At 38.4% G+C, this 23297-nt stretch carries 25 protein-coding genes and 4 tRNA genes; 18 read left to right on the plus strand and 11 right to left on the minus strand.

Going from position 1 to position 23297, the window contains the following annotated elements; genetic code table 11:
• The first annotated feature begins 2 nt into the window (after positions 1–2).
• The 5 genes from rpoA2 to K1720_RS05070 are packed head-to-tail and all read left to right on the plus strand — an operon-like array spanning position 3 to position 3054.
• Positions 3–1190, plus strand: a complete 1188-nt coding sequence (rpoA2, locus tag K1720_RS05050; RefSeq protein ID WP_055282337.1) for a DNA-directed RNA polymerase subunit A'' — start codon at positions 3–5, stop codon at positions 1188–1190.
• 14 nt (positions 1191–1204) lie between these two features.
• Positions 1205–1507, plus strand: coding sequence for a 50S ribosomal protein L30e (locus K1720_RS05055; RefSeq protein ID WP_055282335.1), 303 nt, complete (start codon positions 1205–1207; stop codon positions 1505–1507).
• Between the two features lie 2 nt (positions 1508–1509).
• A complete protein-coding gene (locus tag K1720_RS05060; protein ID WP_055282334.1) occupies positions 1510–1947 on the plus strand; it encodes a NusA-like transcription termination signal-binding factor in 438 nt (145 codons plus the stop codon).
• Between the two features lie 10 nt (positions 1948–1957).
• On the plus strand, positions 1958–2401 hold the full coding sequence (locus tag K1720_RS05065) for a 30S ribosomal protein S12 (RefSeq protein ID WP_055282332.1): 444 nt from the start codon (positions 1958–1960) through the stop codon (positions 2399–2401).
• Positions 2402–2406: 5 nt separating this feature from the next.
• Positions 2407–3054, plus strand: a complete 648-nt coding sequence (locus K1720_RS05070) for a 30S ribosomal protein S7 (protein WP_251950400.1) — start codon at positions 2407–2409, stop codon at positions 3052–3054.
• A gap of 6 nt (positions 3055–3060) precedes the next feature.
• On the opposite strand, the gene K1720_RS05075 is transcribed toward K1720_RS05070, so the two are convergent.
• The 5 genes from K1720_RS05075 to K1720_RS05095 form a co-directional block, all read right to left on the minus strand.
• The gene (locus tag K1720_RS05075) at positions 3061–3639 is read right to left on the minus strand and encodes a DUF8121 family protein (RefSeq protein ID WP_251950402.1); all 579 of its coding nucleotides are present in this window, start codon (positions 3637–3639) and stop codon (positions 3061–3063) included.
• 76 nt (positions 3640–3715) lie between these two features.
• Positions 3716–5071, minus strand: a complete 1356-nt coding sequence (locus K1720_RS05080) for an FAD-dependent oxidoreductase (protein WP_251950404.1) — start codon at positions 5069–5071, stop codon at positions 3716–3718.
• A gap of 63 nt (positions 5072–5134) precedes the next feature.
• Positions 5135–6253: an alkaline phosphatase family protein gene (locus K1720_RS05085; protein WP_251950405.1), complete on the minus strand. Its 1119-nt coding sequence runs from the start codon at positions 6251–6253 to the stop codon at positions 5135–5137.
• A 66-nt stretch (positions 6254–6319) separates the two neighbouring features.
• Positions 6320–7159 (minus strand): DUF835 domain-containing protein, encoded by an 840-nt coding sequence (locus K1720_RS05090; protein WP_251950407.1) that lies wholly within the window; start codon positions 7157–7159, stop codon positions 6320–6322.
• A gap of 58 nt (positions 7160–7217) precedes the next feature.
• The gene (locus K1720_RS05095) at positions 7218–8462 is read right to left on the minus strand and encodes an Nre family DNA repair protein (RefSeq protein WP_251950409.1); all 1245 of its coding nucleotides are present in this window, start codon (positions 8460–8462) and stop codon (positions 7218–7220) included.
• A gap of 198 nt (positions 8463–8660) precedes the next feature.
• On the opposite strand from K1720_RS05095, the gene aor reads away from it, so the two are divergent.
• The 5 genes from aor to K1720_RS05120 all read left to right on the plus strand — a co-directional run bounded on the left by aor (position 8661) and on the right by K1720_RS05120 (position 12251).
• A complete protein-coding gene (aor, locus tag K1720_RS05100) occupies positions 8661–10478 on the plus strand; it encodes an aldehyde ferredoxin oxidoreductase (RefSeq protein ID WP_251950411.1) in 1818 nt (605 codons plus the stop codon).
• 77 nt (positions 10479–10555) lie between these two features.
• Positions 10556–10807 (plus strand): MoaD/ThiS family protein, encoded by a 252-nt coding sequence (locus tag K1720_RS05105; protein WP_251950552.1) that lies wholly within the window; start codon positions 10556–10558, stop codon positions 10805–10807.
• The gene (locus K1720_RS05110) at positions 10808–11935 is read left to right on the plus strand and encodes a tungsten cofactor oxidoreductase radical SAM maturase (protein ID WP_251950413.1); all 1128 of its coding nucleotides are present in this window, start codon (positions 10808–10810) and stop codon (positions 11933–11935) included. It begins immediately after the preceding gene.
• Positions 11936–12067: 132 nt separating this feature from the next.
• Positions 12068–12154: transfer RNA gene (locus tag K1720_RS05115), tRNA-Ser, on the plus strand.
• A gap of 22 nt (positions 12155–12176) precedes the next feature.
• Positions 12177–12251 (plus strand) — tRNA-Cys (locus K1720_RS05120).
• 1 nt (position 12252) lies between these two features.
• Here the strand turns inward: K1720_RS05120 and K1720_RS05125 are convergent.
• Positions 12253–13299: a pyridoxal-phosphate dependent enzyme gene (locus K1720_RS05125; RefSeq protein WP_251950415.1), complete on the minus strand. Its 1047-nt coding sequence runs from the start codon at positions 13297–13299 to the stop codon at positions 12253–12255.
• Positions 13300–13371: 72 nt separating this feature from the next.
• Between K1720_RS05125 and udp the strand changes: the two genes are divergently transcribed.
• The gene (gene udp, locus K1720_RS05130) at positions 13372–14205 is read left to right on the plus strand and encodes a uridine phosphorylase (protein WP_251950417.1); all 834 of its coding nucleotides are present in this window, start codon (positions 13372–13374) and stop codon (positions 14203–14205) included.
• Positions 14206–14323: 118 nt separating this feature from the next.
• Here udp and K1720_RS05135 read toward each other — a convergent pair whose 3' ends face one another.
• Both K1720_RS05135 and K1720_RS05140 read right to left on the minus strand, forming a co-directional pair.
• Positions 14324–14989, minus strand: a complete 666-nt coding sequence (locus tag K1720_RS05135) for a DUF257 family protein (RefSeq protein WP_251950418.1) — start codon at positions 14987–14989, stop codon at positions 14324–14326.
• Between the two features lie 118 nt (positions 14990–15107).
• A tRNA-Leu gene (locus K1720_RS05140) sits at positions 15108–15195 on the minus strand.
• 117 nt (positions 15196–15312) lie between these two features.
• Between K1720_RS05140 and K1720_RS05145 the strand changes: the two genes are divergently transcribed.
• Positions 15313–15471: a 50S ribosomal protein L40e gene (locus tag K1720_RS05145; protein ID WP_055282310.1), complete on the plus strand. Its 159-nt coding sequence runs from the start codon at positions 15313–15315 to the stop codon at positions 15469–15471.
• 2 nt (positions 15472–15473) lie between these two features.
• On the opposite strand, the gene K1720_RS05150 is transcribed toward K1720_RS05145, so the two are convergent.
• The gene (locus K1720_RS05150) at positions 15474–15797 is read right to left on the minus strand and encodes a PadR family transcriptional regulator (protein WP_055282308.1); all 324 of its coding nucleotides are present in this window, start codon (positions 15795–15797) and stop codon (positions 15474–15476) included.
• Positions 15798–15952: 155 nt separating this feature from the next.
• Between K1720_RS05150 and K1720_RS05155 the strand changes: the two genes are divergently transcribed.
• Both K1720_RS05155 and K1720_RS05160 read left to right on the plus strand, forming a co-directional pair.
• Positions 15953–16252 (plus strand): FUN14 domain-containing protein, encoded by a 300-nt coding sequence (locus K1720_RS05155; protein WP_167887657.1) that lies wholly within the window; start codon positions 15953–15955, stop codon positions 16250–16252.
• Positions 16253–16277: 25 nt separating this feature from the next.
• A complete protein-coding gene (locus tag K1720_RS05160; protein ID WP_251950420.1) occupies positions 16278–17588 on the plus strand; it encodes a lipopolysaccharide biosynthesis protein in 1311 nt (436 codons plus the stop codon).
• Positions 17589–17647: 59 nt separating this feature from the next.
• Here the strand turns inward: K1720_RS05160 and K1720_RS05165 are convergent.
• Positions 17648–17725: transfer RNA gene (locus K1720_RS05165), tRNA-Arg, on the minus strand.
• Positions 17726–17798: 73 nt separating this feature from the next.
• On the opposite strand from K1720_RS05165, the gene K1720_RS05170 reads away from it, so the two are divergent.
• Positions 17799–18857, plus strand: a complete 1059-nt coding sequence (locus tag K1720_RS05170; RefSeq protein WP_251950555.1) for an aminopeptidase P family protein — start codon at positions 17799–17801, stop codon at positions 18855–18857.
• Here the strand turns inward: K1720_RS05170 and K1720_RS05175 are convergent.
• A complete protein-coding gene (locus tag K1720_RS05175) occupies positions 18843–20375 on the minus strand; it encodes an amidohydrolase (RefSeq protein WP_341480957.1) in 1533 nt (510 codons plus the stop codon). The genes K1720_RS05170 and K1720_RS05175 overlap by 15 nt on opposite strands.
• A 225-nt stretch (positions 20376–20600) precedes the next feature.
• Here K1720_RS05175 and ftsY point away from each other — a divergent pair, with 225 nt between their 5' ends.
• The 3 genes from ftsY to K1720_RS05190 all read left to right on the plus strand — a co-directional run bounded on the left by ftsY (position 20601) and on the right by K1720_RS05190 (position 23295).
• Entirely contained in the window at positions 20601–21503 is a 903-nt protein-coding gene (gene ftsY / locus K1720_RS05180; protein WP_251947108.1) for a signal recognition particle-docking protein FtsY, read from the plus strand.
• Between the two features lie 191 nt (positions 21504–21694).
• The gene (locus tag K1720_RS05185) at positions 21695–22477 is read left to right on the plus strand and encodes a metal ABC transporter ATP-binding protein (RefSeq protein ID WP_251947111.1); all 783 of its coding nucleotides are present in this window, start codon (positions 21695–21697) and stop codon (positions 22475–22477) included.
• A complete protein-coding gene (locus K1720_RS05190; RefSeq protein WP_251947114.1) occupies positions 22474–23295 on the plus strand; it encodes a metal ABC transporter permease in 822 nt (273 codons plus the stop codon). The genes K1720_RS05185 and K1720_RS05190 overlap by 4 nt, the downstream gene beginning before the upstream one ends.
• The last annotated feature ends 2 nt before the right edge of the window (positions 23296–23297 follow it).

Consider the following 23297-nt stretch of genomic DNA (forward strand, 5'->3'; position numbering starts at 1 on the left):
TCATGGTATCACGCTCAACTATCAAAAAGCTTGTTGAAAGTAAAGCCTCCAACCTGCCAGAGAAGTTGAGGGAGGAACTCTTGGAGAAGTTGGTCTCCTATAGTGAGAAATACAAACTGAAAAAGGCCGAAGTTGAGGCAATAATTAATGAAGTCGTTCAGGAATATGAACATGCCTTAGTAGAGCCTGGAGAGGCTGTGGGCACTGTGACGGCACAATCCATAGGAGAACCCTCCACACAGATGACGCTAAACACTTTCCACTATGCTGGTGTGGCTGAAATTAACGTTACCTTGGGTTTGCCAAGAATCATTGAAATAGTGGATGCTAGAAAGAACCCATCAACACCAATTATGACAGTGTACCTTGATGAAGAGCACAGGTATGATAGTGAAAAAGCTCGTGAAGTTGCAAAACGAATTGAGGGAACTACACTAGAAAGTCTTGCAAGAAGCATGACTCTAGATATCCTTAACATGGAATTTGTAGTTGATATAGACCCAGAGAGACTTGAAAAAAGTGGTTTAACCATGGAGAAGATTCAAGCGAAAATTGAACGCTCATTTAAATCTGCTGAGATAGAGTCCGAAGGTACTACCCTAACAATTAGACTGAAAAAAGCTAAGAATGTTTCAACTCTTAGAAGACTTGCCGATAAAGTTAAAAAGCATCGCTTAAAAGGACTCTCAGGCGTAGGAAAAACAGTCATCAGAAAAGAGGGTGACGAGTACGTTATCTACACAGAGGGCTCAAACTTCAAGCAAGTACTCAAAGTTCCGGGTGTTGATCCTACAAGGACAAAAACAAACAATATTCATGAAATAGCTCAGGTACTTGGTATTGAAGCAGCAAGAAACGCAATAATTGAGGAAATAGTTAACACAATGCAGGAGCAAGGTCTTGAGGTTGATGTGAGACATATCATGCTTGTCGCTGATATGATGACTATTGATGGTATTGTGAGACCTATTGGAAGACATGGTATCGTAGGTGCAAAGGCAAGCGTGCTCGCAAGAGCAGCGTTTGAGATTACTGTTCAGCATTTGATTCAAGCTGCTGAAAGGGGAGAAGTAGATCCCCTCAATGGAGTTGTGGAGAATGTCCTAATTGGTCAACCCGTTCCAGTAGGAACGGGAATCGTTAGGTTGGCAATGAAATTACCAATTAAAAAACCGGTGGAAGAAGAGTAAAGGAGGTGTAGGTAATGGATTTAGCATTTGAACTTAGAAAAGCTATTGAGACAGGGAAGGTTATCCTTGGATCAAATGAGACTATAAGGCTTGCCAAGACAGGTGAAGCTAAGCTTATAATCATAGCTAAAAATGCACCAAAGGAGGTTAAGGATGATATCAATTATTATGCAAAGCTCAGCAGCATACCGGTATATGAATTTGAGGGGACTAGTGTGGAACTAGGAACGCTCCTAGGTAAACCCTTCGTAATAGCTTCAATGGCAATAGTAGAGCCAGGAGAAAGTAAGATACTCTCATTAGCTGGAGGTAAGTGAAAATGCCACTAAAACTAAACACTGATCAGATAAAATACATTGCACTATTTGAGAGTCTTACAGGAGCTACAGTTCTCGACTGTTTAATTGACACGGCAAGGAACAGGCTAGTCCTCGTTATAAAGAATGGTGAGATGGGTCTAGCATTAGGAAAAAGAGGAAGCAATGTTAAAAGAGTACAAGGCATGATTGGTAAGGATATTGAATTAATAGAACATTCTGAAAATCCAGAAGAATTCATTAAGAACATTTATAAAACAATGGGCGTAAGGGTTAAAAAAGTACACATAACTGAAAAGAAAAATGGGAAAAAGGTTGCCCTCCTTGATGTCAATCAGCGTGATAAGCCGAGAGCCATCGGGAAGGGAGGGCAAAATATAAATCTTGTCAAGGAATTAATGGAGAGGCATCATGGAATTGAGGAAGTTGTAGTAATTTGAGGTGATGATCATGGCTGGAAAGAAAGCCCCTTACGGTGAATTTGCTGGAAGAAAGCTTAAACTTAAGAGAAAGAAGTTCAGATGGAGTGACATAACTTATAAGAGAAGAGTACTTAGACTTAAGGAGAAGAGCGATCCTCTTGAGGGTGCACCACAGGCGAGAGGAATAGTCTTAGAGAAAATAGCAGTTGAAGCTAAGCAACCAAACTCAGGTATGAGAAAGGCTGTTAGAGTCCAACTTATCAAGAATGGTAAGGTAATCACTGCATTCACTCCTGGTGATGGTGCTATTAAACACATTGATGAGCACGATGAGGTTATCATTGAGGGAATTGGTGGTCCAAAAGGTGGATCTATGGGTGATATCCCAGGAATTAGATACAAGGTTGTCATTGTTAACAGAACTTCCCTCAAAGAAATAGTTAAAGGTAAAAAAGAAAAGCCAAGAAGGTGATGCTAATGGCCAAACCACTAGAAGAGAGATTTTTTATACCAAAAGATCTCAAGGTCTTTGGTAGATGGAGTGTTGAGGAAGTTGTCGTTGAGGATCCATCTCTTAGGCCTTACATTAACCTTGAACCGAGAATCCTTCCCCACAGCCACGGAAGGCATGCGAAGAAACAGTTTGGCAAAGCGAACATTCACGTAGTTGAAAGACTAATTAACAAGGTCATGAGAAGTGGTGCTTCAAGTTACAAAATTGGTGGCCACTTCATGAGGAGAGAACACCGCTCATTGATGAGCAAAAAGGTAAAGGCTTATGAAGTTGTAAAAGAGGCATTCAGGATTATTGAACAAAGAACAAAGCAGAACCCAATTCAAGTTCTTGTTAAAGCTCTTGAGAACTCTGCTCCAAGGGAAGATACCACAAACATCATGTTTGGTGGAGTTAGATACCATCTTGCTGTCGACATTTCTCCAATGAGAAGGCTTGATGTTGCATTAAGAAATATTGCCCTTGGCGCAAGTGCTAAGTGTTATAAGAACAAGATAAGTTACGCTGAAGCTTTGGCTGAAGAAATTATGGCTGCAGCTAACAAAGATACAAAGAGCTTTGCATACAGCAAGAAGGAAGAGATCGAGAGGATTGCGCAATCCTCAAGATGAGCTCTTTTATTTATTTTTCAAAGGCAACGTAATTGCGCATTCCCCTATGTATTTTTTGAAGCCTTCAGATAACTCAAACTCAGTTTTTACAGTGATTGAGATTGTGTTTACTTTTCCTAATGGAACTACAACAAAATCTAACGTTACGCTACCTTCTCCTTGAAATCCAAGATCAGGAATTTCTAAAGTAACAGAGTTTGGATTGTCCTTACTTCTCTGCAATTTCAGTGGATTCCAAGGATACCCATCAGGAGTTTTTAAATAAACTTCTGCACTAACATTTGGTGAGATTGTAACCTTTAAGCTCCTGAGCCTTCCTCCTTCCCTGTGCCACACATGAAAACGGAAGAACATCACATTTTCTGAATAATAACCTCGGTCCATAAGAGAAACAGTAGCTATTCTATCATTTTTTGAGTCATAAAAGAAAGAGTGAACTTCATAACTTTCTATCACACTCTCACTTCTGGCCTTTTCAGTTAAAAGAGTACTAATGCCTAATGTGTAAATTGCAAACAACACTATTACTAGTATCAATAACCTGACAGCAAAGTTTCTATTAAACTTCATACTTCTTAATCCCATTTGAGCGTTATATTTCTAAGTTATTTATATTTTTCCATCGTAACTCTTATTTGAATTTTAAAAAGAAAAGGAATCTCTAAATCAGAGCTTTCCCAAGCCACTTGGCTAAAGCAACGATTGTTAGAATTGGTGGTAATCCTGGAGCTTTTGGCAAAACACTTGCATCACAGACATAGAGATTTCTTATTTTTGTTTCAAGATTTTCATCAACCACATTTCCAATAGCAGCTACTCCTCCAACGTGTGCTCCTTGGGGTTTTGAGACTAATATAGACTTAGGCTCAGCTCCGATATTTTCTAAGATTTCCTTTGCTATTGATGAACCATCATTTACTCGTTTCCAATCGTCTTTGGTCATTGCTTTTGAAACAGTTCCATCAGGGTAAACTCTACCTGAGGCATCATCTGCAGTTTTTACCATTATCCCTACGAGTTTGTTTGTGGGCATCATGAAGCCTTTCATTCCCGCTTCCATGAATCTAACTGTTTTGTTAGCATTTATATGGGGTGAGAGAATGAACCCCTTTTCCTCGTGAAACTCATGATCTACAAGTGCCATGAGGGGTTCGCTTACTTGGTTCAACCCTTTTGCCTTCCCGTACACGTTTACAAGAATATCAATGAACAAATTTTTTCCTGCCTCGGATATTCCAGAGTTTTGAAGAATTATTGGGGTGCTTAGAGCACCTGCTGCTAGTATGATGTTGTCACCTTTAATCTCCACGTATCCATTCTTTCCTTTTCCTCTAATGCCCCTGGCATTTCCATTTTTTGATATGATCTGCTCCACCTTAGTTTCGTAAATCACATTGGCACCATTAGCTATGGCCTCATTCAAGTAGTCCAATGCAGTCCATTTCGCTCCTTGAAGGCATCCAAAAGTACAACTCCCACATCTAGCACATTTAGTAAAGTCTAAAAATTTAGGCATTGGTTCCATTATATATCCTAGTTCTTCTGATGCTTCTTTAATCCTTAAGGAAGCTTCTGATAATAGACTCTCTGGGGTGGGAGCAATTTTCATTTCTTTTTCTGCTTCCTGGAATTCTTTTTCTAGGTTTATTCCAAAGTCTTTAAACTCTTCCTGAAGGCATCTTGTTCCGTTTGCACAGGAAACAACAGTAGAACCACCAGCCATTATAGTTCTCCATAGAATAATCCCTTCCTTGGAAGTTCTTGGAGTTTTGTATCCGGTCGTTTCAAAATATCTAAGAGAATCCTTGAAAGTCCCAATTTTCCTTTCATACTTCCCAGCTTCGACAACCAGGACATTTTCTCCTTTTTTACTGAGTTCTCTTGCTATGGTTGCTCCTCCGGCACCGGAACCTACCACTATATATTCATATTCCGTAAAATTACCTCCTTTCGTTGATTGATTAAAAATAATGTGATTACAAAGAGTTGATTTCTCTATTGAAAAAGTGAACCTCAAGGTATATACGGTTTTGGCTGAATATTAGAAATATTTTGGTTTTACTTTACAAGTTCCATAGTTTCATAGTAAGCTTTTTCCGATCATTTCCTTCGGCTTCTCCATGCCAAAGAACTTTAGTATTGTAGGAGCAATATCATAAAGAGTAGCATTTTCCAAGTTTGCTTTTTCGAAACCCCATAAAATCAAGGGGACTTTTATCACGGCCTCATTTAGAGAGCCATGCATACCTTTTACCCAGTAACTTGATCCCTTTATCTCGTTACATACTTTATGGGAACAGAACCAGTAACCTTCTTTGGCCGATACTATGAGTTCTCCACTTTGAGGGGTGTCTAAATGGGGCAAATCCTCTCTGAAAAATACATATTTGGCCCCTGGTGCTCTTTTCAATAGATAATATGCTTCTTCAGCTTCATTAGAGTCTTTTAAGTAGACATGAGCCCCTCCACCGGAGGAAACCCGTAGTGTTTCAATACCATGTTTTTTGAGATAAATCCTCAAATTAACCCATGTATGAACACTTTCTTGCCCGTGGTCAGAAAAGATTATAAAAGCATACTCGTCTCTTAATCTTTCCCAGAGCGTATTTAGAGCAGTATCAACAGTTTCCACAGCTTTCATAGTTTCATCACTTAGAGGACCATAATCATGTTGCATTCCGTCTATAGAAGCAAAATGTACCAATAAGAGGTCGGGTTTACATTCCTCGTACAAATAGAGAGCTGAATTCAAAACCCAGCGATCTTTTCTCCAATCTCTTCCATGTTTACGATAAAGATTATTATCGCTAAAGAATGGTGGAAAAATTCTAATGTGAGTGTTGCTAAAAGGGGGCATTGTATACGCTGTTACAGAGGCACTTTTTATTCCTGTTTCTCTTAAAATATCAATTATTGTCCTTGCTTTTATGACTTCATGAGGATTAAACGCCACTTCATACTCGTAAAAGTTTACTTTTCTGTCCGCTATTCTATCATAGTACCCATTTTCGACCACACCGTGTTTTTTAGGGGGAACTCCAGTTACAATACTTGTGTGAACTAAATCTGTAAGGGTTGGGAAAATAGACTCTACAACTTCGAAGAAGCCCTTTTCTGCAAGTTCACTTAAAAAGGGCATGTGTTTTAGGTTATATACTCCATTGCCATCGATACTTATCAAGGCCAGTTTTTTTCTCATGAATAGAAATGAAATGAGGAAGTTAAAAAGTTTAACTTCGGGGATTTGTAGTAATGTGTATTTCTGCTATTCTATTTGTGCAGCTTCAAGCTCTTCCAGTTTTCGGAACTCTCTTAAAAGCAGTGCATATTTCCTTCCTTCGAGAGCTTCTTTTTTAATTGGCACAATTATTACAGTATCAGTGAGGATAGCATAGTCTTTTAGAGACGTCAAAAATTTAAACACTGGCTCAAAACCATTCTCAATCATTAAGTATTCAAAACCGTCAATCATGATGCTCTTTGGACCCTTTTCAGATTTCATAAAGGAGATGAGTTCATGTGCAAGGCGTTCAAGATTGTGTGGATAAACCACGCCGGGAGCTTCAACTTTTGCTAACCAGAGAATTGGAATTTCGGCTCCTAGTTTTGATTTTAGGTCTTCAGGTTTCCGTCGTGTTATTATGATAGCTTTTCTCCCCTGTAATAGAGTTTTGCATTCATCGCAGAGTTCTCCTGAGTGTTTTGTTATATAAACTCCTGGAGGGAGGGTCTTAGCGAGTTCACCAGGGAATGGTTGAACAATAGGTATAAGCCTATATCTTTGAGTTAAACCCTTAAACAGCTTTATCCAAGCATAGACTAAAAGTATCCCAAAAATGTTTATTAGGAAGTTAGCAATACTATTTAATGTTCTGGCAGTTTTCTCATTTATATCAAGGAGACCAGCCCTATCTAAGTTGAGAGGTAAAAAGAATATCTTTGATATTGCGTAGACGATGAAACTAATTACTAACAAATCATAAAATCGAAGAATGGATAAATCTCTCTTCTTAAGTTCTTTTCGAACTAAGAAAGCCAGGATCACAATAATAAATCGAAGGATTAAGTTTCCAACTGCATTAATGGCTCCTATCAGATCACTCATAATTCATCCCTTTTTGACCATCTAATAGGACAAAGCTTATGTATGTTTAGGATTCAAGCTATATAAAAGTTGTCTTATGGTGATTTAAGTAATAATCAAGAGTTCTTTGTTTTTCCATCTTTAAAATCCAGCTTTTTTTCAGATATTCTTCAAATGGTTGTTCGAGGAACTTTTTAACTTCATTTAATGCTTCGTTCAATGTGTTAAATTTCCTTACGAGGTTGTTCATTGCCTTTTTTACCCCAACCCTTATCTGCCAAACTCCTACGGGGGCATAGTATCTTGGGGTGATCTCCCTAAATACTAGTATCCGAGCTTGTCTTCTTCTTTTTCTCAGAGCTTCAAGAACACTTAGGCGGGCAGCGTAGTACGCTCCAGTAGTTTGCTCTGCATATCCTTTAATTCCACGAAAGTCTTCATAGTCATGGATAACCTCAGGTTCCCCACTTCCAAAGAGGGAACCCTTGAGCCATACTTCAAGGAGTTCAAATGCGTAACTTTCTGGCATTAGGATAACGGCGTACCTGTTTCCGAGAAATTCATGAAAATAAACCTCGAATTCATTTATTAGTTCATAATGGAGGATTTCCTTTCTAAGTCTTTTTCCTATGGTATCTTGTACGGCTGTGATGCTCCATCTTGTGGGGACAAGTTTTTTGTTAATTCCTAGAACTCCCGCGGAGAGAAGCCTTATGATGTAATACTCATCGAATCCCCAGTTATATAGACGCATGATGGCTGGTTCAGCTTTTAATTCGTCATTAACAACATAGTCCGTTCTCTTTGGGATTTTTGGATTTTCAGTAAGTTCAAAGTCGAGGAGTTCGGCTTTAGGTCCCACTGGAGGGGCAAATTCACTTGGAAGAACTTTTAAAACAGGCTTCTTTTTAAGCAGGATTTCACTATCCACTGGTCTTATTGACATAGCTAATTCTTGTACTTCACTTAGAAGTCTTCCACTTTTTCTTACATTAACATTGGATTTCATCTCACCCATAACAAGTAAAGAGCGATAGTAAAGGATATCTTTTATTGTTTTATTTTCCCATTTTAAAGGGCTGTCGAGGTGAGAGGTATTTCCTTCTATAGGTGGCACTAAAGGCCCAATGCGAACTTTTGGGTAGCCGTATTCTCCAACGAAAATACTTGGAGGGGAAGAGCCAAATATATCCCTACGATTAATCTTTTCCTCTATACTTCTAGCTACTCTAAAACGTTCAAGAATTGGACAAGTAGGTCGTCCACATAGCAATTTTCTCCCTTTGCAGACAGCACATAGCTTTGACTTAAAGATCTCCATCATTTTAAATTCATTGAGAATGTGTTATTTATAGTTTGTTGAGTTTTGACGCGTGATGATTTTAGTGATTGATTTTTAATTCATGTTTTCTGGGTGATATGTTAACTATTCAATTAACCTTTTTTACAATATATTAACATTTCTGATTTCCTAAATTTTTATATATAAAGTATAACATATAGTACATCGAGGTGTTTCTTTATGTATGGAAACTGGGGAAAATATATTAGAGTGAATCTTTCGACTGGAGAAATAAAAGTAGAAAGCTGGGATGAAGAAATTGCAAAGAAATGGCTTGGTAGCAGAGGACTTGGGATATATCTTCTTCTAAAAGAAATGGATCCGACTGTAGATCCACTAAGCCCTGATAACAAATTGATAATAGCGGCAGGGCCGCTTTCAGGAACAAGTGCTCCTACCGGAGGGAGATATAATGTTATAACTAAGAGCCCGCTTACGGGGTATATCACATTTGCAAACTCTGGTGGTTATTTTGGGGCAGAACTTAAGAAAGCAGGTTATGATGCAGTAGTAATTGAAGGAGCGTCTGAGAAGCCTGTCTATCTTTACATAAATGATGACCACATAGAGCTCAAAGATGCTTCCCATCTGTGGGGTAAAACTACAGGAGAGACTGAGAACATTATACGAAAAGAGCTTAATGATAAAAATATCAGAATAGCGGAAATTGGTCCAGCTGGTGAGAATCTTGTGAAATTTGCGGCAGTGATGAATGATGAACACAGAGCAGCTGGTAGAGGAGGCCCGGGAGCAGTAATGGGAAGTAAGAAACTCAAAGCTATTGCTGTAAAAGGGACTAAAACAGTTCCTATTGCGGATAAGGAAAAATTCATGCAAGTTGTTAGAGAAAAGGTGAACAAGATAAGGAATGACCCAGTTGGCGGTGGAGGATTGCCCAAGTTTGGAACTGCAGTACTAGTGAATATAATAAATGAAAATGGTCTTTATCCACATAAGAACTTCCAAACAGGAGTATTTGAATATGCTTATGAACAAAGTGGTGAAGCAATGGCTGCTAAGTATCTTATTAGGAATAAACCTTGTTTTGCATGTCCCATTGGATGTGCAAGGGTTAACAAACTCCCAACTGTTGGAGAGACTGAGGGGCCTGAATACGAGAGCATTTGGGCACTTGGTTCAAACATGGGCATAAATGACTTAGCAACTATAATTGAAGCTAATCATATGTGTGATGAATTCGGTCTTGATACTATATCAACTGGCGGAACATTGGCAACGGCTATGGAGCTTTACGAAAAAGGACTCATAAAGGATGAGGATCTTGGGGAAGCTCCACCATTTAGGTTTGGTAACACCGAGGTTCTTCACTACTATATCGAGAAGATAGCTAAGAGAGAAGGCTTTGGAGACAAACTTGCTGAAGGAGGATACAGGTTAGCTGAGATGTACAATGGAACAGAGTACTTTATGGGAGTTAAGAAAATGGAACTCCCAGCGTATGACCCAAGAGGTGCTGAAGGGCATGGATTAGGTTATGCGACCAACAATCGTGGCGGATGCCACATAAAGAACTACATGATAAGTCCAGAAATTCTTGGATATCCATATAAAATGGATCCACACGACATAGGAGATGAGAAAGTAAAGATGCTTATAATCTTCCAGCACCTTACTGCAGTTATAGATGCTGCTGGATTGTGTCTATTTACGACATTTGGTCTAGGGGCAGACGACTATACTGATTTGCTCAACGCAGGTCTTGGTTGGGACTTTAGCACTGACGACTATCTTAAGATTGGAGAAAGAATTTGGAATGCAGAGAGACTCTTTAATCTTAAAGCGGGGCTTGATCCAGCTAAAGATGATACTCTTCCAAAACGCTTCCTTGAAGAGCCAATGCCAGAAGGTCCAAACAAAGGACACACAGTTAGACTTAAAGAGATGCTTCCAAGATACTATGCACTTCGTGGATGGAGTGAAGACGGAAAGATTCCAGAAGAGAAGCTTAAAGAACTTGGTCTTGATGAATTTATGTGAGTCTTTTTCTTTTATGAAATTTTTTTCATAAAAAATTTTTAATGTTATTGAAGTGAAATATTTTTAAGGTGAGGATAATGGTAAAAGTTAAGCTTTTTGCGACTCTCATAGGATTCACCGGAAAGAGGACTATGGAGATAAATGGAGTCAGGACTGTGAGGGAGCTTCTGGATAAAATGGATGAGCTTTTTCCTGGTTTCAAAAAGGAAATTGAGAAAGGTTTTATGATACTTGTTAACGGTCGTAATATAGAGCATCTCCAAGGCCCCGAAACTCCCTTAAAAGAAGATGATACAGTTAGTGTATTCCCCCCCGCTGGAGGGGGTTAAATGGAGCATAAATTCAAACTCTGGGATGCAGAAGTCACAATAAAACCTAAACTTGATATGAAGTATCTTTATATTGAAATAACAAGCCGGTGTAATCTAAAGTGTAAAATGTGTTTTAAACAATATTGGGAAGATGAAGAAGGAGACATGGATTGGGATCTGTTTTTAAAAACTCTTGATGATGCAGAGGAATTTCCAAAGCTAGAGATGATACTTTTTGGAGGTATTGGAGAACCTACTGTGCATCCCCAGTTTATTAAGATGGTTAGAGAAGTAAAAAGAAGAGGTTTTGCTTTAGGAATTTCGACAAATGGTACTTTGCTTACAGATGAGGTTCTTGAAGAGCTTGTAAGGCTTGGAGTAGAGTTGATTTATTTTTCCATGGATACTGTTCCAAATGTTTCTGGCGCCATAACTCTTGGACATTTAGCCGCTGCTCTCACTGCTGAAAAAATACGAAAATTAGTGGGGTTAAAAAAGAAGCATAGAACAGGAAAACCTTCTATTGGCGTTGAGGTTGTTGTAACTAAAGAGAACTATACTCAACTATCTAAAATAGCTCGTTATCTTAGGGATATCGGTGCTGATACTCTGTTACTTTCAAATTTAATCCCAATGGCTGAAGAGCAAATAAACGACATTGTTTATGATGGTAGTGTTAACATGGAGTACTATGTCCAAGAGCTTGAAAAAATGGCCCATTATGGATTGTATGTGAAAATCCCTTATTTTGAGCTGAAAAGTGAAAGAAGATGTGAGTTTGATGAAAATAATGCTGCTGTTATTAGATGGGATGGTGAGGTAGCACCATGCTACAGGTTCCTTCATACTTACTATGAATATATTTTTGGAAGAAAGAAAAAGGTTAATGCGTATTCCTTTGGAAATGTGAGAGAGGAGAGATTAAGTGACATATGGAGAAGTAGGCGTTATACTTGGTTCCGATTCATCATGAAGAACTATGCCTATCCTTCCTGTACAGATTGTTCCCTTCGAGACTCATGTGACTTTGTTACTACGAGTGATGTTGATTGTTGGGGTAATGAGCCCAGTTGTGCAGATTGTTTATGGGGAAGGCGGTTGATATTCTGCCCAATACCTCAGCATATGTATGGAAAGTTCTTTTAAAGTATTAGCCCTTTCTTGTCGATGGTTTTTTAATACTGGCGTTAAAAAGGCACTCTGTGCATACTCATAGATTCTAGCGTTGCCATTTGCGAAAGATTTAAATACCCTCCCAGACTCCTTAATGTTGAGCATGCCGCGGTAGCCTAGCCTGGTATGGCGTCGGCCTGCTAAGCCGATGGGCGTAGTCCCTCCGGGGTTCAAATCCCCGCCGCGGCGCCAAAAATCTTCTTTAGGGCAAAACGCCGGGATAGCCTAGAGGCGAGGCGGCGGACTGCAGATCCGCTTTACGGGGGTTCAAATCCCCCTCCCGGCTCCATTTAAACGTTTTTTAGTCCAGATCCGGTTAGAGGCATTAAAACTTTAGAACCCTTTTCAAAGTACTCCTCATTTAAAAGCTTCTTAAATCCTGCATAAACTGTTGCTGAAGTTGGTTCAACAAGAAATCCCATAGAGATTAATTCATTAAGTGCTTCTTTGATCTCTCTATCCCCAACGGAGACACATGTTCCATGGGTTGTTTTCAAAACTTCAATCATTTGCTTCTTTCTTGGTGGTTCAGGGATTGCTATCCCCTCTGCTAAATTGCTTCTTTCATCACTCTTTTCACAAAGACTTTCGTAACCTTTTCCTTGGACAGCTATCATTTTTGGAATCTCGATTTTTCCAAGAAGCTTTAGTTCTTTAAATCCCTTATAAGCTCCTAAAAAAAGACTCCCACTACCTACGGGAGTTAATACATAGTCAATGTTTCCTATTTGTTCATACGTTTCATATGCTATCACTTTAGTTCCCTCAATGAAATACGGATTATACCAGTGGGAGATATAGAGTCCTCTTTTGAATTTTCTGGCCATTGCATGTACCTTCATCCGTGAACCTTGGATTTCATGCACCTCTGCTCCAAAAAATTTGAGTAGTTGTTTTTTCCCCTTGCTCGTATATGCTGGAATAAAAATGTGGGTTTTTACTCCTTCACTTTTCCCAAATAGGGCTAAACTTAAAGCAGCATTGCCCGAGGAATCTAAAGTAACCTCTCCAACTCCTGCCTCTTTTAACTTTGCTATCGTTACATAAGTGCCTCTATCTTTAAAAGAGCCACTTGGCATAAGGTATTCGAGCTTGAAAAAAACATTAATTTCGTTAATCTCTCTTTTTATAATTGGGGTTATTGGAAGTATTAACTTTGGTAGGAATTCCTCTTTTACAGGCAAAAATTCTAGGTACCTTCTAACATCCAGAAACTCTTTTCTGAGTAGAGAATCAAAGTCATTTTCAATCTTACTGATATAGTCTAGAACTCCACCGCACTTACATATAATCTTGAAGTTCTCATAAATCCTTCCGCACGTTTGGCATTTTAACACAGTACCACCTCTCTATTATTAAGGGTTTCATTTATATAGGTCTTTTCTAAAATAACTCTGGAGGTGAGGTGTATGAAGAAGTTCATGCCAGCAGACAGGCCTCAAACTGAAGAGGGATATCAATATCATATAGCTTGTAAACCTGGAGATGTTGCCAGATATGTCCTTCTTCCGGGTGATCCTGAGAGAGTCCCTAAGATAAGTAGCCTTTGGGACGAAGCCAAGGAAATAGCTTTTCACAGAGAATATAGGACTCACACAGGCAAATACAAGGGAGTTCCTATAAGCGTTACTTCCACAGGAATTGGTGGACCATCTACTGCTATAGCAATTGAAGAATTGGGTGCTATAGGAGCGGATACATTTATAAGAGTTGGTTCTACGGGGGCAATTCAACCAGGTATAGAAATAGGTGACTTAATAATAGCAAAAGCAGCCGTTAGACTAGAAGGGACATCAAAACAGTATGTTAGAATAGAGTATCCAGCTACTGCTGACCTTGAGGTAACATTAGCTCTTATTGAAGCTGCTGAGAGTTTAGGTGTTAGATATCATGTAGGAATAACAGCTTCTACAGACAGCTTTTATGTTGGTCAGGCAAGACCTGGTTTAGATGGTTACTTCCCAAGTTTTGCAAAACACCTTATAGATGATCTAAGGCAAGCAAGGGTTACTAACTTTGAAATGGAAGCAGCAACACTTTATACTCTGGCGAATATTTATGGGCTTAGAGCGGGTTGTATTTGTGCAGTTTTCGCTAATAGAGTAACCAATCAGTTTGGAAAAGAGGGTGAAAAAGAAGCTGCTCTAGTTGCTAGCGAGGCTGTGAAGATCTTGGCTGAATGGGATGAAGAGAAGGAAAAAAGAGGTAGAAAATACTGGTTTCCAGGTTTAAGAGATCTTTGATTATCTAGTTTTATTTTTAACTATCTACATTTAGAAGAGATGTTTTTGAGTCTATACCCTATTTCTGGGGCCTTGATTTTCTTTGACAAGTATCTTCTTTAATACAGGGAGATAGGTTTCATGCTTTGAGTGATACAACTATTTCTTTTCCGGTTAAAGGTCTGTTTATTGATTTTATGATAATTACTTTCATTTTTTCTAAATGTCCCTGAATTCGTATTACTGTTGTAGCAAGCTCTTCAAGCCAAGATAAAATTGCTGGATGGATCTTGTTGAGAACATCAATATTGACAAAATAGAATGCAATTCTTCTTTTGTCCCCCTTAAAAGCTATAGCATTGCCCAATAATGTCATAATCTCTTCTTTTGAACTGTGTATATAAAAGGCCCTATCAAGGCCCAATACTGGGTTAATTACATTCCCTTCTTCTATTGTGGAACTGAAGAGGTTTATATACTTAGTAGATTCTACACGAACGTCATTAACTGGAATTTGTCCGATAACGTTGCCAACTCTCTTTCTTCCACCAGTTTTTATAACCAATATATCTTCTAAAATTCTAGTATTAAGACCTAATAGATCAAGCGTTGTCTTGAAAGTGTAAAATGTATCAAGATTATCATCAACGACGACTTTATACTCTCTCTTTTTTGCCCACTGAATAAGCATATAAAGTAACAAATCTGGATGGGTGAGAGAATTGTACTCTATTAAGACCCCTTCACCAAATCTAAGTTCTTCAAAGACTGCTTCCACTTCAGGCATAAAGAGAAAGGTTGGCATTTTTTCACCTCTAGTATTTAAAATGATAATTCGAAAATAAAAATTTTTCCTTAAAAAAATATTCGAATTTCAAATGATAGGTTTATACATAAAACTATCCCAGAATCTCTATAAAGACTGGTGCGGGGGACGGGATTCGAACCCGCGTAGCCCTACGGCAACGGATCTTAAGTCCGTCCCCTTTGGCCAGGCTCGGGCACCCCCGCTCATAAGTGAAAGAGCAAGGTTTGATTAAAAAGCTTTCGGTGGATAATATAAAAAAGGTAAAGCTTAAAAAGAAATGCTTGTAAGTGAACACAGTCAAGATCATGGAGGGAATTAAAATGGCGAGGTTTCCTGAAGCTGAGGCAAGGATATTTAGGAAGTACATATGTATGAGGTGCGGTGCTACTAATCCATGGAAAGCAGAAAAATGCAGAAAGTGTGGATACAAGGGACTAAGAGCAAAAGCTAGAGAGCCAAGAGGAGGAGCTGGACGTTAGTGTCATTTGAGCTTCTCTAATAATTCTTCTATAAATTTTATTCCTTCTTCTAGGAGCTTTTCTCCCTTTTCAGTGAGTTTGTAATATTTTCTTGAGGGCCTTCCAGTCTCACTTTCTTGCCATTCTGAGGTGACATATCCTTCGTGTTCAAGTTTGTATAAAACAACGTAACTACTTACAGTAGCTGGCTCAAACCCAAACCTTTCTTTTATTTCATTTTTAAGTTCATATGCATACATTGCTCTATCTTTTAGAAGTCTCAGTATGTACATCCAAAGAACTTCCTTCGTTATTTTCTCTTTCAGTCTATCCATGGGGGTCGTCATCTGTATCACCTTTGATGGTGTATATTATCTAACGTTAAAACTTTTATGTATTGTAAATATCTGGATTTCATAGCATTTAAACATTTTGTTATTATAAAACCAAAAAGCAAAAGTATTTAATCAATTATTTCCAAAAAGATAAGCGGTGAGGCATGATGAATTTCGATATTAGTGGAATAATGGGTGACATGGGAATAGGGGCCGTTGTAGGTTTTATAACAGGTTATGCACTTAAAAAGTTCATTAAAATAGTACTTACTTTGATAGGAGCTTATATATTGAGTCTTTTCTGGCTTCAACAAAAGGGAGTTATAAGCATTAATACTGATGCCCTCTTCAATCTTGCAGAAAGTGCAACAACATCAACACTAACTCTGGCTGAGAGGGCGATAGGAATTCTTCCAGGAACAGGTGCATTTGTAGCTGGGTTCTATCTTGGATTCCGCAAAGGTTAAATTTTGCTTTATCTGATTTTCTTTTATGAGTTATGAGAGAAAACTAATGTTGAGGCATTCTTTGGCAAGCATCGTTGCTCTCGCTATCTTTGGTGCTAGTAGGTTTATTTATAGTGTTGTTATTTCAAGAAAGTTTGGCGTTGAAATTCTTGGAAGGGCAAACTCTTTAATCTCTCAAGCATTTCTTCTTGCAATTCCACTGAGCTTCTTTGCAGTTGCATTGGGAAAGTATACTTCTGAATTTCTGGCAAAAGCCGAAAAAGAAAAGATAAAATCCATAACGACAATAGGATTTGCTTTTCCATTTGTGGGGATTTGTTTGATTCCGTTTAATCTATTTCTCGGAGTAATAGCTCTCCTTAGGGCATTCCAACTAACTTTTAGAAGCTTTATTTATGGTCTTCATAGGGGTGAGGTTTATGCCTATGTGATGTGTGTTTCTTTTCTTTTTTTCATAGGTGGTTTTTTGTTTGAAAATTATTATGCTCCGTATATAGACCTACTTTTAGTTATTGCTATTTCTGGGTTCATTTATCTTTTCAAAAATAAACTTCTTGGAAAACCCAACTTTGAGGATTTCAAACTTCTTACGAGATATTCTTCTTTTGCTTTTCTTGGGACGCTCTCGGGTGTTTTTTTGGTTCAGGCTCCATACTTTTTGAGTGAAAAATTCGCTGGCTCTATTGTTGCAGGTGTTGTTTCAGCTTCGCTTTCCTCGGCTTTTTTGCTTACATATCTTCCTCAAGTGTTTCAATCTGCTATAATGCCGCTTTATTCCTATAAATACGGGAAGAGTGAAATGAACTACGTTAAATGGCTTGCTGAAGAATCCACAAAGATGCTCTCACTTTTTGTGGCTTTTATTGTTTTTATTCTAATAGTTGTGGGGAGAGAGCTCCTTTCTGTTCTCTTTGGGTTTACTCTTGGTAATGAATTCTATCTTGCCCTCATGGCAGTTGAAACGTATATAGCTTATAATCCTAGCATAGTTGCATTGAATTCAACTCAATACGTAAGAGAGGGAACTTTTGTGGCTATTTTTGGCGCGATAATTTCATTAGTTTCATGGCTAACATTGATAAAGCCGTTTGAGGAATATGGGGCTGTTTTGGGTCTACTATTGGGTTACTTGACAATACTTCTCATGACGGCATGGATTTCGTATAAGAATATTGGGATTTCTCCTAGATCCTATCTCCCATTTGTATTAGCAGTATCGGTTCAAGGTTTGATATTTATCTCAAAAATTCTCTTTTTTATAGGGTTTTTGGCCTATTTGCTGGGTGTTAAGGAAGAGATAAAAAGAGCTTTAGAGCTCTTCAGAGCTTATATTTAAATCCTTTCTTAGAGCGAAGAGAATTTTGGTTTAAGGTTAGAAAAGTCTATTCAAAAATTTGGCGCCCCGGCGGGGATTCGAACCCCGGACCTCGAGGTCCGCAGCCTCGCGCCCTATCCAGACTAGGCCACCGGGGCATCCAAGGAAACTTTTGGAGGAGGCCTTATAAATTTTGCTTACTATTGAAATGTGGTGGAGATTGTGAAGAGAATGAAGAGATTTTTGAGTTATCTTGGGGAATATGATGGAGCTTTAATAACGCCAAGCACTAACCTATATTATCTCACGGGGATGAAGCCTCAAGCGACAGAAGAACGACTTTTTCTTCTAGTTGTTAATAAGGAGGGAGAAAGTACTCTAATTGCCCCTAAACTATATGAAAATGAAATAAAATGGGAAAAAGCGATCTTCTGGAGCGACAATGAAAATCCATATGAAATTTTAGATAATGTGCTCTCGTCCTTAAATTTGAAGACTGGAAAAATTCTGATTGAAGATACAATGAGAGCAAGTTTTCTTATTAATATTGAGCATCTTCTTAAGGATTACGAACTCTTCCCCCTGAGTATAGTTACGAAAGAAATGAGAATATACAAGGATAATGAAGAAACAAAACTAATGAAAAAAGCTGCTCAAATAGCTGACGAAGTATTCTATGAAGTAATTAACATAGATTTAGAAGGTAAAACTGAAAAACAAGTAGCCCTAGAAATAGAGTTTTTACTTCGAGAACAGTCTGAGGACATAGCTTTTGATCCCATAGTTGCTGCAGGTGAGAACGCTGCAAATCCCCATCACACACCCAGTGAAAGGAAAATAAGGAGAGGAGATCTTGTAATCTTTGACTTTGGAGCAAAATACAAGGGTTATTGTTCCGATATAACACGAACTGTAGCGATTGGTGAAGTTAATGAAAAACTTAAGGAACTCCATGAAATCGTAAAAGAAGCCCAAGAAAGGGCCGTTCAAAGTATTTATAAGGGAATAATGGCTAAGGAGGTTGACAGCGCAGCGAGAGATTATATAACTAAAGGGGGTTATGGGGAGTATTTTATACACAGAACTGGGCATGGTCTTGGGTTGGAAGTGCATGAGGAACCCTACATAAATGCTACTAATGAAACTGTTCTTGAGGATGGCATGGTATTTACAATTGAACCTGGAATTTATCTTCCTGGGATAGGGGGCGTTAGAATAGAGGATGATGTTATTGTAAAGAAAAAGGGAAAGAGACTTACTAAAGCCGAGAGGGATTTAATAATACTTTAGGCCTCCAACATAGGCTTCTAGAACATTTATGCTCTTTAGCTCTTTTTCATTCACTTCAAATGGATCTTTATCAACCACAATAAAATCAGCAAACTTCCCGTTCTCTAAACTTCCAAATTCATTTTCAACATGCATTATATAGGCCGATCCATATGTATAAGCCTTCATGGCCTCCTCCACGCTTAGACATTCCTCTTTTGTATATTCATAAGTCTCGATTCCCTCAAATTTTCCTCTTGTCACTGCGGCATAAACACTCTCCCAAGGATTAATGGGTTCTATTGGGGAATCTGTTCCAAATCCAATGGGTATCCCTCTTTTGAGCATTTTTTTGAATGGGTATATCCATCCCGCTCTTTCTTTTCCAAGACGTTTGACGGCCCACCAATCGCTTATTATAAATCTGGGCTGAACTGAGGTGACAACTCCGAGTTCTCTCATTTTTTTCATTTGATCTTCTCTTAAAATAGAGGCATGCTCTATTCGGGGCCTTAAATCACTCTTGAACTCTTCATAGATTCTTAATATCATATCTGTGGCTTTGTCTCCTATAGCATGAATTGCCATCTGGAGGCCAAGTGCATGAGCCTCTTTGACTATTTTTCTAAGCTCTTCTTCACTTATATTTGGGTGTCCGTCTGTGGGGGCATCAGCATAAGGTTTTGAAAGCCATGCTGTCCTAGCCCCGAGGCTACCATCCGCAAGAACTTTTATTCCCATTATTTTAACCTTTTTACCTCCAGTTCCTCTCTTTAGACCAAGTTTTTTCATGGTTTTAAGGAGTGATGGGTTCAGATAGAGGAAAACTCTAATGGGTAGTTTTCCTTCACTATCAAGCTCTATGAGGGCTTTTAAACTTTTTTCGTTTACACTGACAAAACCAATGCTTGTGATCCCCTGAGATAAGGCAAACTTTACTCCTTTTTCAATGAAATGCTTATGATCTTCTACACTTAGAGTTTTGTTTACGATTTTCCTAACCTTCTCAAGGGCATTTTCTCTTACTATCCCCTTTTCGAGATCGACGTCTTCTTCCTCGTTTAGTTTTGTGATTTCTATGGCTTTAGTGTTCAAAACAGCTACATGGAAGCAGGTTCTATATAAGAGAACAGGTTTGTTTTGGATAATCTCATCTATATCTTTTCTAGTTGGATATCTTCCAAGTTTCTCCTGATCCCATCCAAAACCAAGAATCCAGCTTGTTTCCACTTTTGCACTATACTCTTTAAGTCTTTTTTTCAACTCTTCTATATTTTTTGCTTCTTTGAGGTTAAGCATTTGAAGAGACTGACCAAGGGCAGTTAGATGAATGTGGGAATCTATAAAACCAGGTAACACTGTTCTTCCCTTTAAGTCTATTATCTCTCCTTGGAGTTCTCTGGCAATTTTCATAGCTTTTTCACAGTTTCCCGTGTAGATTATCCTTTCATTAGCCACAACAAGTCCATTAACAATTTTCACTGGTTGAAAGGATATGTAAATTTTCCCATTTATGTATGCTCTGATCAAACTGTTCACCCATTATAGTTTTTAACTTTGCTTTATATTTTCTGTGCTATCAAAAAGTCCTTAAATGATAAAGTGTATCAAAAAACAGCCGATGAAGAACGGTTTCGGAACTGAGAATGTGATGATACCAGCTATCGCTGAGGCTTATATTTTCTTCTGAAAACCCCTATCCTTTAGAGCGAGGTAGGTCACCTTTATAAGTGCAACTTATTATCATAAACCCGGTGATGATAAATGTTCGGGAAGCTCAAGGAAAAGTTAAGCTCATTCGTTGATAAAGTTGCTCAAACAGAGATAAGTGAGAAAGATGTGGAAAATGCTTTATGGGACCTTGAACTAGAACTTCTAGAAGCAGATGTTGCCCTGGAAGTTGTAGATGAACTTAAAGAGAGAATAAAACAAAAACTTGTGGGACAAAAAGTTAAAATTGGCACTAATAAGAGAGAAATTGTTGAGAATGCTGTTAGGGACGCAGTCCTTGAGGTCTTAACCCCAGAAAAAAGAATAGATTTGTTGGAAATAATAAAATCAAAGAGAGAAAAGCCCTTTGTAGTAGTTTTTGTTGGATTTAATGGGAGTGGAAAGACAACAACTATAGCAAAGCTTGCAAACTGGCTTAAAAAACACGGACTTAGCGCGGTTATAGCAGCTAGTGATACTTTCAGAGCTGGTGCCATAGAGCAAGTGGAGGAACATGCGAAAAGGGTAGGTGTTAAGATAATAAAACATGGCTATAAATCTGACCCCGCTGCAGTCGCTTATGATGCTATAGAGCATGCAAAAGCAAGAGGAATTGATGTTGTCCTAATTGATACAGCCGGAAGAAATGAGCTTAACAGAAATTTAATGGACGAAATGAAGAAGATAGTGAGAGTTACTAAGCCAGATCTTGTCATGTTTGTTGGAGATGCGTTGGCTGGAAATGCAATAATAGAGCAGGCAAGACAGTTTAACGATGCTGTTAAAATTGATGGAGTTGTCTTGACTAAATTAGATGCAGACGCAAGAGGAGGAGCAGCATTAAGTATAAGTCATAGTATAGGTGCCCCAATACTTTTTGTAGGTGTTGGCCAGGGTTACGATGACTTAATGCCTTTTGATGAGAAGTGGATGCTTGAACGGTTATTTGGTGAGTGAAATGGAATTCTTTTTGTTTTTTAAGACTTTCCTCTCTACCTTTGTGACTTTTTTGCAGTTATTAGAATGATGTGGCGATTCTAGCTTCAATGACCGTACAACTTATGATTAACGGGATTAGAGGAGTATTTGGCATTTAATCTCCATAAACTTTTTAAATTTTTTAGGTAAACCTAATTGAGGGTGGAACATTGATAATAGCTGAAAATCTGAACATTTACTATGATAGTTATAAAGCAATTGAAGACGTGACATTTGAGTTAAATACTGGTGAGACTCTTCTTTTGCTGGGACCGAATGGTGCTGGAAAAACCACTCTTTTAAGGACAATTGCTGGGCTCCATGAGGAGTACAAAGGAAAACTCCTGGTATTTGGAAAACCTCCGGTTAAAGCTAGAGATGTTATCTCTTATGTCCCTCAAAGTCATTCTTTAAATGAGCGCGTGCCCCTAAAGGCTATCGAAGTAGTTGCTATGGGTGCACTCTATAAGAAAGGTCTGGTTCATTTTAGCATCCCTAAAGAAATATTGAAAGAATCAGAAAAGGCACTAGAATTTGTGGGTCTTAGGAGAATACGGGACAAACGATTTGCAGAACTTAGTGGAGGACAAAAACAGAGGGTTTTACTTGCAAGAGCACTTGTATCAAAGCCTAAATTACTCTTGCTAGATGAGCCTCTATCAGCTCTTGATCCTAGCGCGAGAGTTGAGGTTGTTTCTGTTATAGCAAAAATAAAACATGAGACAGGCATTACAGTACTCATAACCACTCATGATCCAAACCCTCTAACGGAGATTGGTGATAAAATAATGCTCATTAACAGACGTCTCATAGCCTTTGGAACTCCCGAAGATGTCCTTAAAGACGAGATAATCACAAAAGTATATGGTCCTCTTTCTAAAGCTGTTAAAGTTGGCGAGAGAATGTACTGTTTTATAGGTGATGTACACTTACATAGGAGGGAGGAAAAGTGATCTCCGAGTATCTACTTAGGGCTCTTTTGGGAGGTATGATGGTTAGCGTATTGTTAGGGATGCTTAGCCCCTTAATAAATATGAAAGGTCTGGCGTTTTTAACTCATGCTATCTTTCATTCTTTACTCTTTGGTGCGGTTCTAGGTATGATACTTGGATTATTTTTTGAAAACCTTTCTCTAATCCTTTGGATGGCATTAATAGTTACAATTCTTGTAGTAATCTTGGTGGCATTCCTTGAAGATAGGGGGTTTGGGAGTGATACAGCAATAGGGATAATAGCTAGCTTTATAGCAGGTTTTACGGTCTTAGGTTTCGGAATTTTGTATAAAGTTATGGCACTCAAACCTTACTTTGCATTTTCTCAAAGTATAGTCTCTTATCTTACTGGTGAACTTTTCCTAATTACCCTCAATGACCTCTTCTTCTTGATCTTGGGTGGTGTAGTAATATTCTTTGTCATGCTGTCATTTTATAGGGACTTTCTGTTTGTGAGCTTTGATGCCGAAGGGCTTGAGAGTTACTCTGGTAATGCAAGGTTTTATCTTACCCTTCTCTATGTGGTGGTGGGGGCTACGGGAGCATTGATAGTTAGAACTGTGGGATTGATAACCCTTCAAGTTATCGCAGTTTTACCCGGTGCAATAGCATTAATGTTGAGTAATGATCTTAGAAAGATCTTAGGAGTTAGTTTGGGCTTAACTCTCTCGGTTCAGGTACTTTCTATAATATTGGCATATTTTACTGATATTCCACCGAGTGGAATAGCCACTATAATACTTGGTTTGGTTTATGGAACTTTAGTTTTAAGGAGGTAGAA

It is taken from the genome of Thermococcus argininiproducens, from assembly GCF_023746595.1.
Classification (GTDB): domain Archaea; phylum Methanobacteriota_B; class Thermococci; order Thermococcales; family Thermococcaceae; genus Thermococcus_A; species Thermococcus_A argininiproducens.

Excerpts from the sequence above, each read along its gene's own strand:
- rpoA2 (WP_055282337.1), top strand. The coding sequence starts at position 3 with ATGGTATCACGCTCAACTATCAAAAAGCTTGTTGAAAGTAAAGCCTCC.
- K1720_RS05055 (WP_055282335.1), top strand. The coding sequence starts at position 1,205 with ATGGATTTAGCATTTGAACTTAGAAAAGCTATTGAGACAGGGAAGGTT.
- K1720_RS05060 (WP_055282334.1), top strand. The coding sequence starts at position 1,510 with ATGCCACTAAAACTAAACACTGATCAGATAAAATACATTGCACTATTT.
- K1720_RS05065 (WP_055282332.1), top strand. The coding sequence starts at position 1,958 with ATGGCTGGAAAGAAAGCCCCTTACGGTGAATTTGCTGGAAGAAAGCTT.
- K1720_RS05070 (WP_251950400.1), top strand. The coding sequence starts at position 2,407 with ATGGCCAAACCACTAGAAGAGAGATTTTTTATACCAAAAGATCTCAAG.
- K1720_RS05075 (WP_251950402.1), bottom strand. The coding sequence starts at position 3,639 with ATGGGATTAAGAAGTATGAAGTTTAATAGAAACTTTGCTGTCAGGTTA.
- K1720_RS05085 (WP_251950405.1), bottom strand. The coding sequence starts at position 6,253 with ATGAGAAAAAAACTGGCCTTGATAAGTATCGATGGCAATGGAGTATAT.
- K1720_RS05090 (WP_251950407.1), bottom strand. The coding sequence starts at position 7,159 with ATGAGTGATCTGATAGGAGCCATTAATGCAGTTGGAAACTTAATCCTT.
- K1720_RS05095 (WP_251950409.1), bottom strand. The coding sequence starts at position 8,462 with ATGATGGAGATCTTTAAGTCAAAGCTATGTGCTGTCTGCAAAGGGAGA.
- aor (WP_251950411.1), top strand. The coding sequence starts at position 8,661 with ATGTATGGAAACTGGGGAAAATATATTAGAGTGAATCTTTCGACTGGA.
- K1720_RS05105 (WP_251950552.1), top strand. The coding sequence starts at position 10,556 with ATGGTAAAAGTTAAGCTTTTTGCGACTCTCATAGGATTCACCGGAAAG.
- K1720_RS05110 (WP_251950413.1), top strand. The coding sequence starts at position 10,808 with ATGGAGCATAAATTCAAACTCTGGGATGCAGAAGTCACAATAAAACCT.
- udp (WP_251950417.1), top strand. The coding sequence starts at position 13,372 with ATGAAGAAGTTCATGCCAGCAGACAGGCCTCAAACTGAAGAGGGATAT.
- K1720_RS05135 (WP_251950418.1), bottom strand. The coding sequence starts at position 14,989 with ATGCCAACCTTTCTCTTTATGCCTGAAGTGGAAGCAGTCTTTGAAGAA.
- K1720_RS05145 (WP_055282310.1), top strand. The coding sequence starts at position 15,313 with ATGGCGAGGTTTCCTGAAGCTGAGGCAAGGATATTTAGGAAGTACATA.
- K1720_RS05150 (WP_055282308.1), bottom strand. The coding sequence starts at position 15,797 with ATGACGACCCCCATGGATAGACTGAAAGAGAAAATAACGAAGGAAGTT.
- K1720_RS05155 (WP_167887657.1), top strand. The coding sequence starts at position 15,953 with ATGAATTTCGATATTAGTGGAATAATGGGTGACATGGGAATAGGGGCC.
- K1720_RS05160 (WP_251950420.1), top strand. The coding sequence starts at position 16,278 with ATGAGTTATGAGAGAAAACTAATGTTGAGGCATTCTTTGGCAAGCATC.
- K1720_RS05170 (WP_251950555.1), top strand. The coding sequence starts at position 17,799 with ATGAAGAGATTTTTGAGTTATCTTGGGGAATATGATGGAGCTTTAATA.
- ftsY (WP_251947108.1), top strand. The coding sequence starts at position 20,601 with ATGTTCGGGAAGCTCAAGGAAAAGTTAAGCTCATTCGTTGATAAAGTT.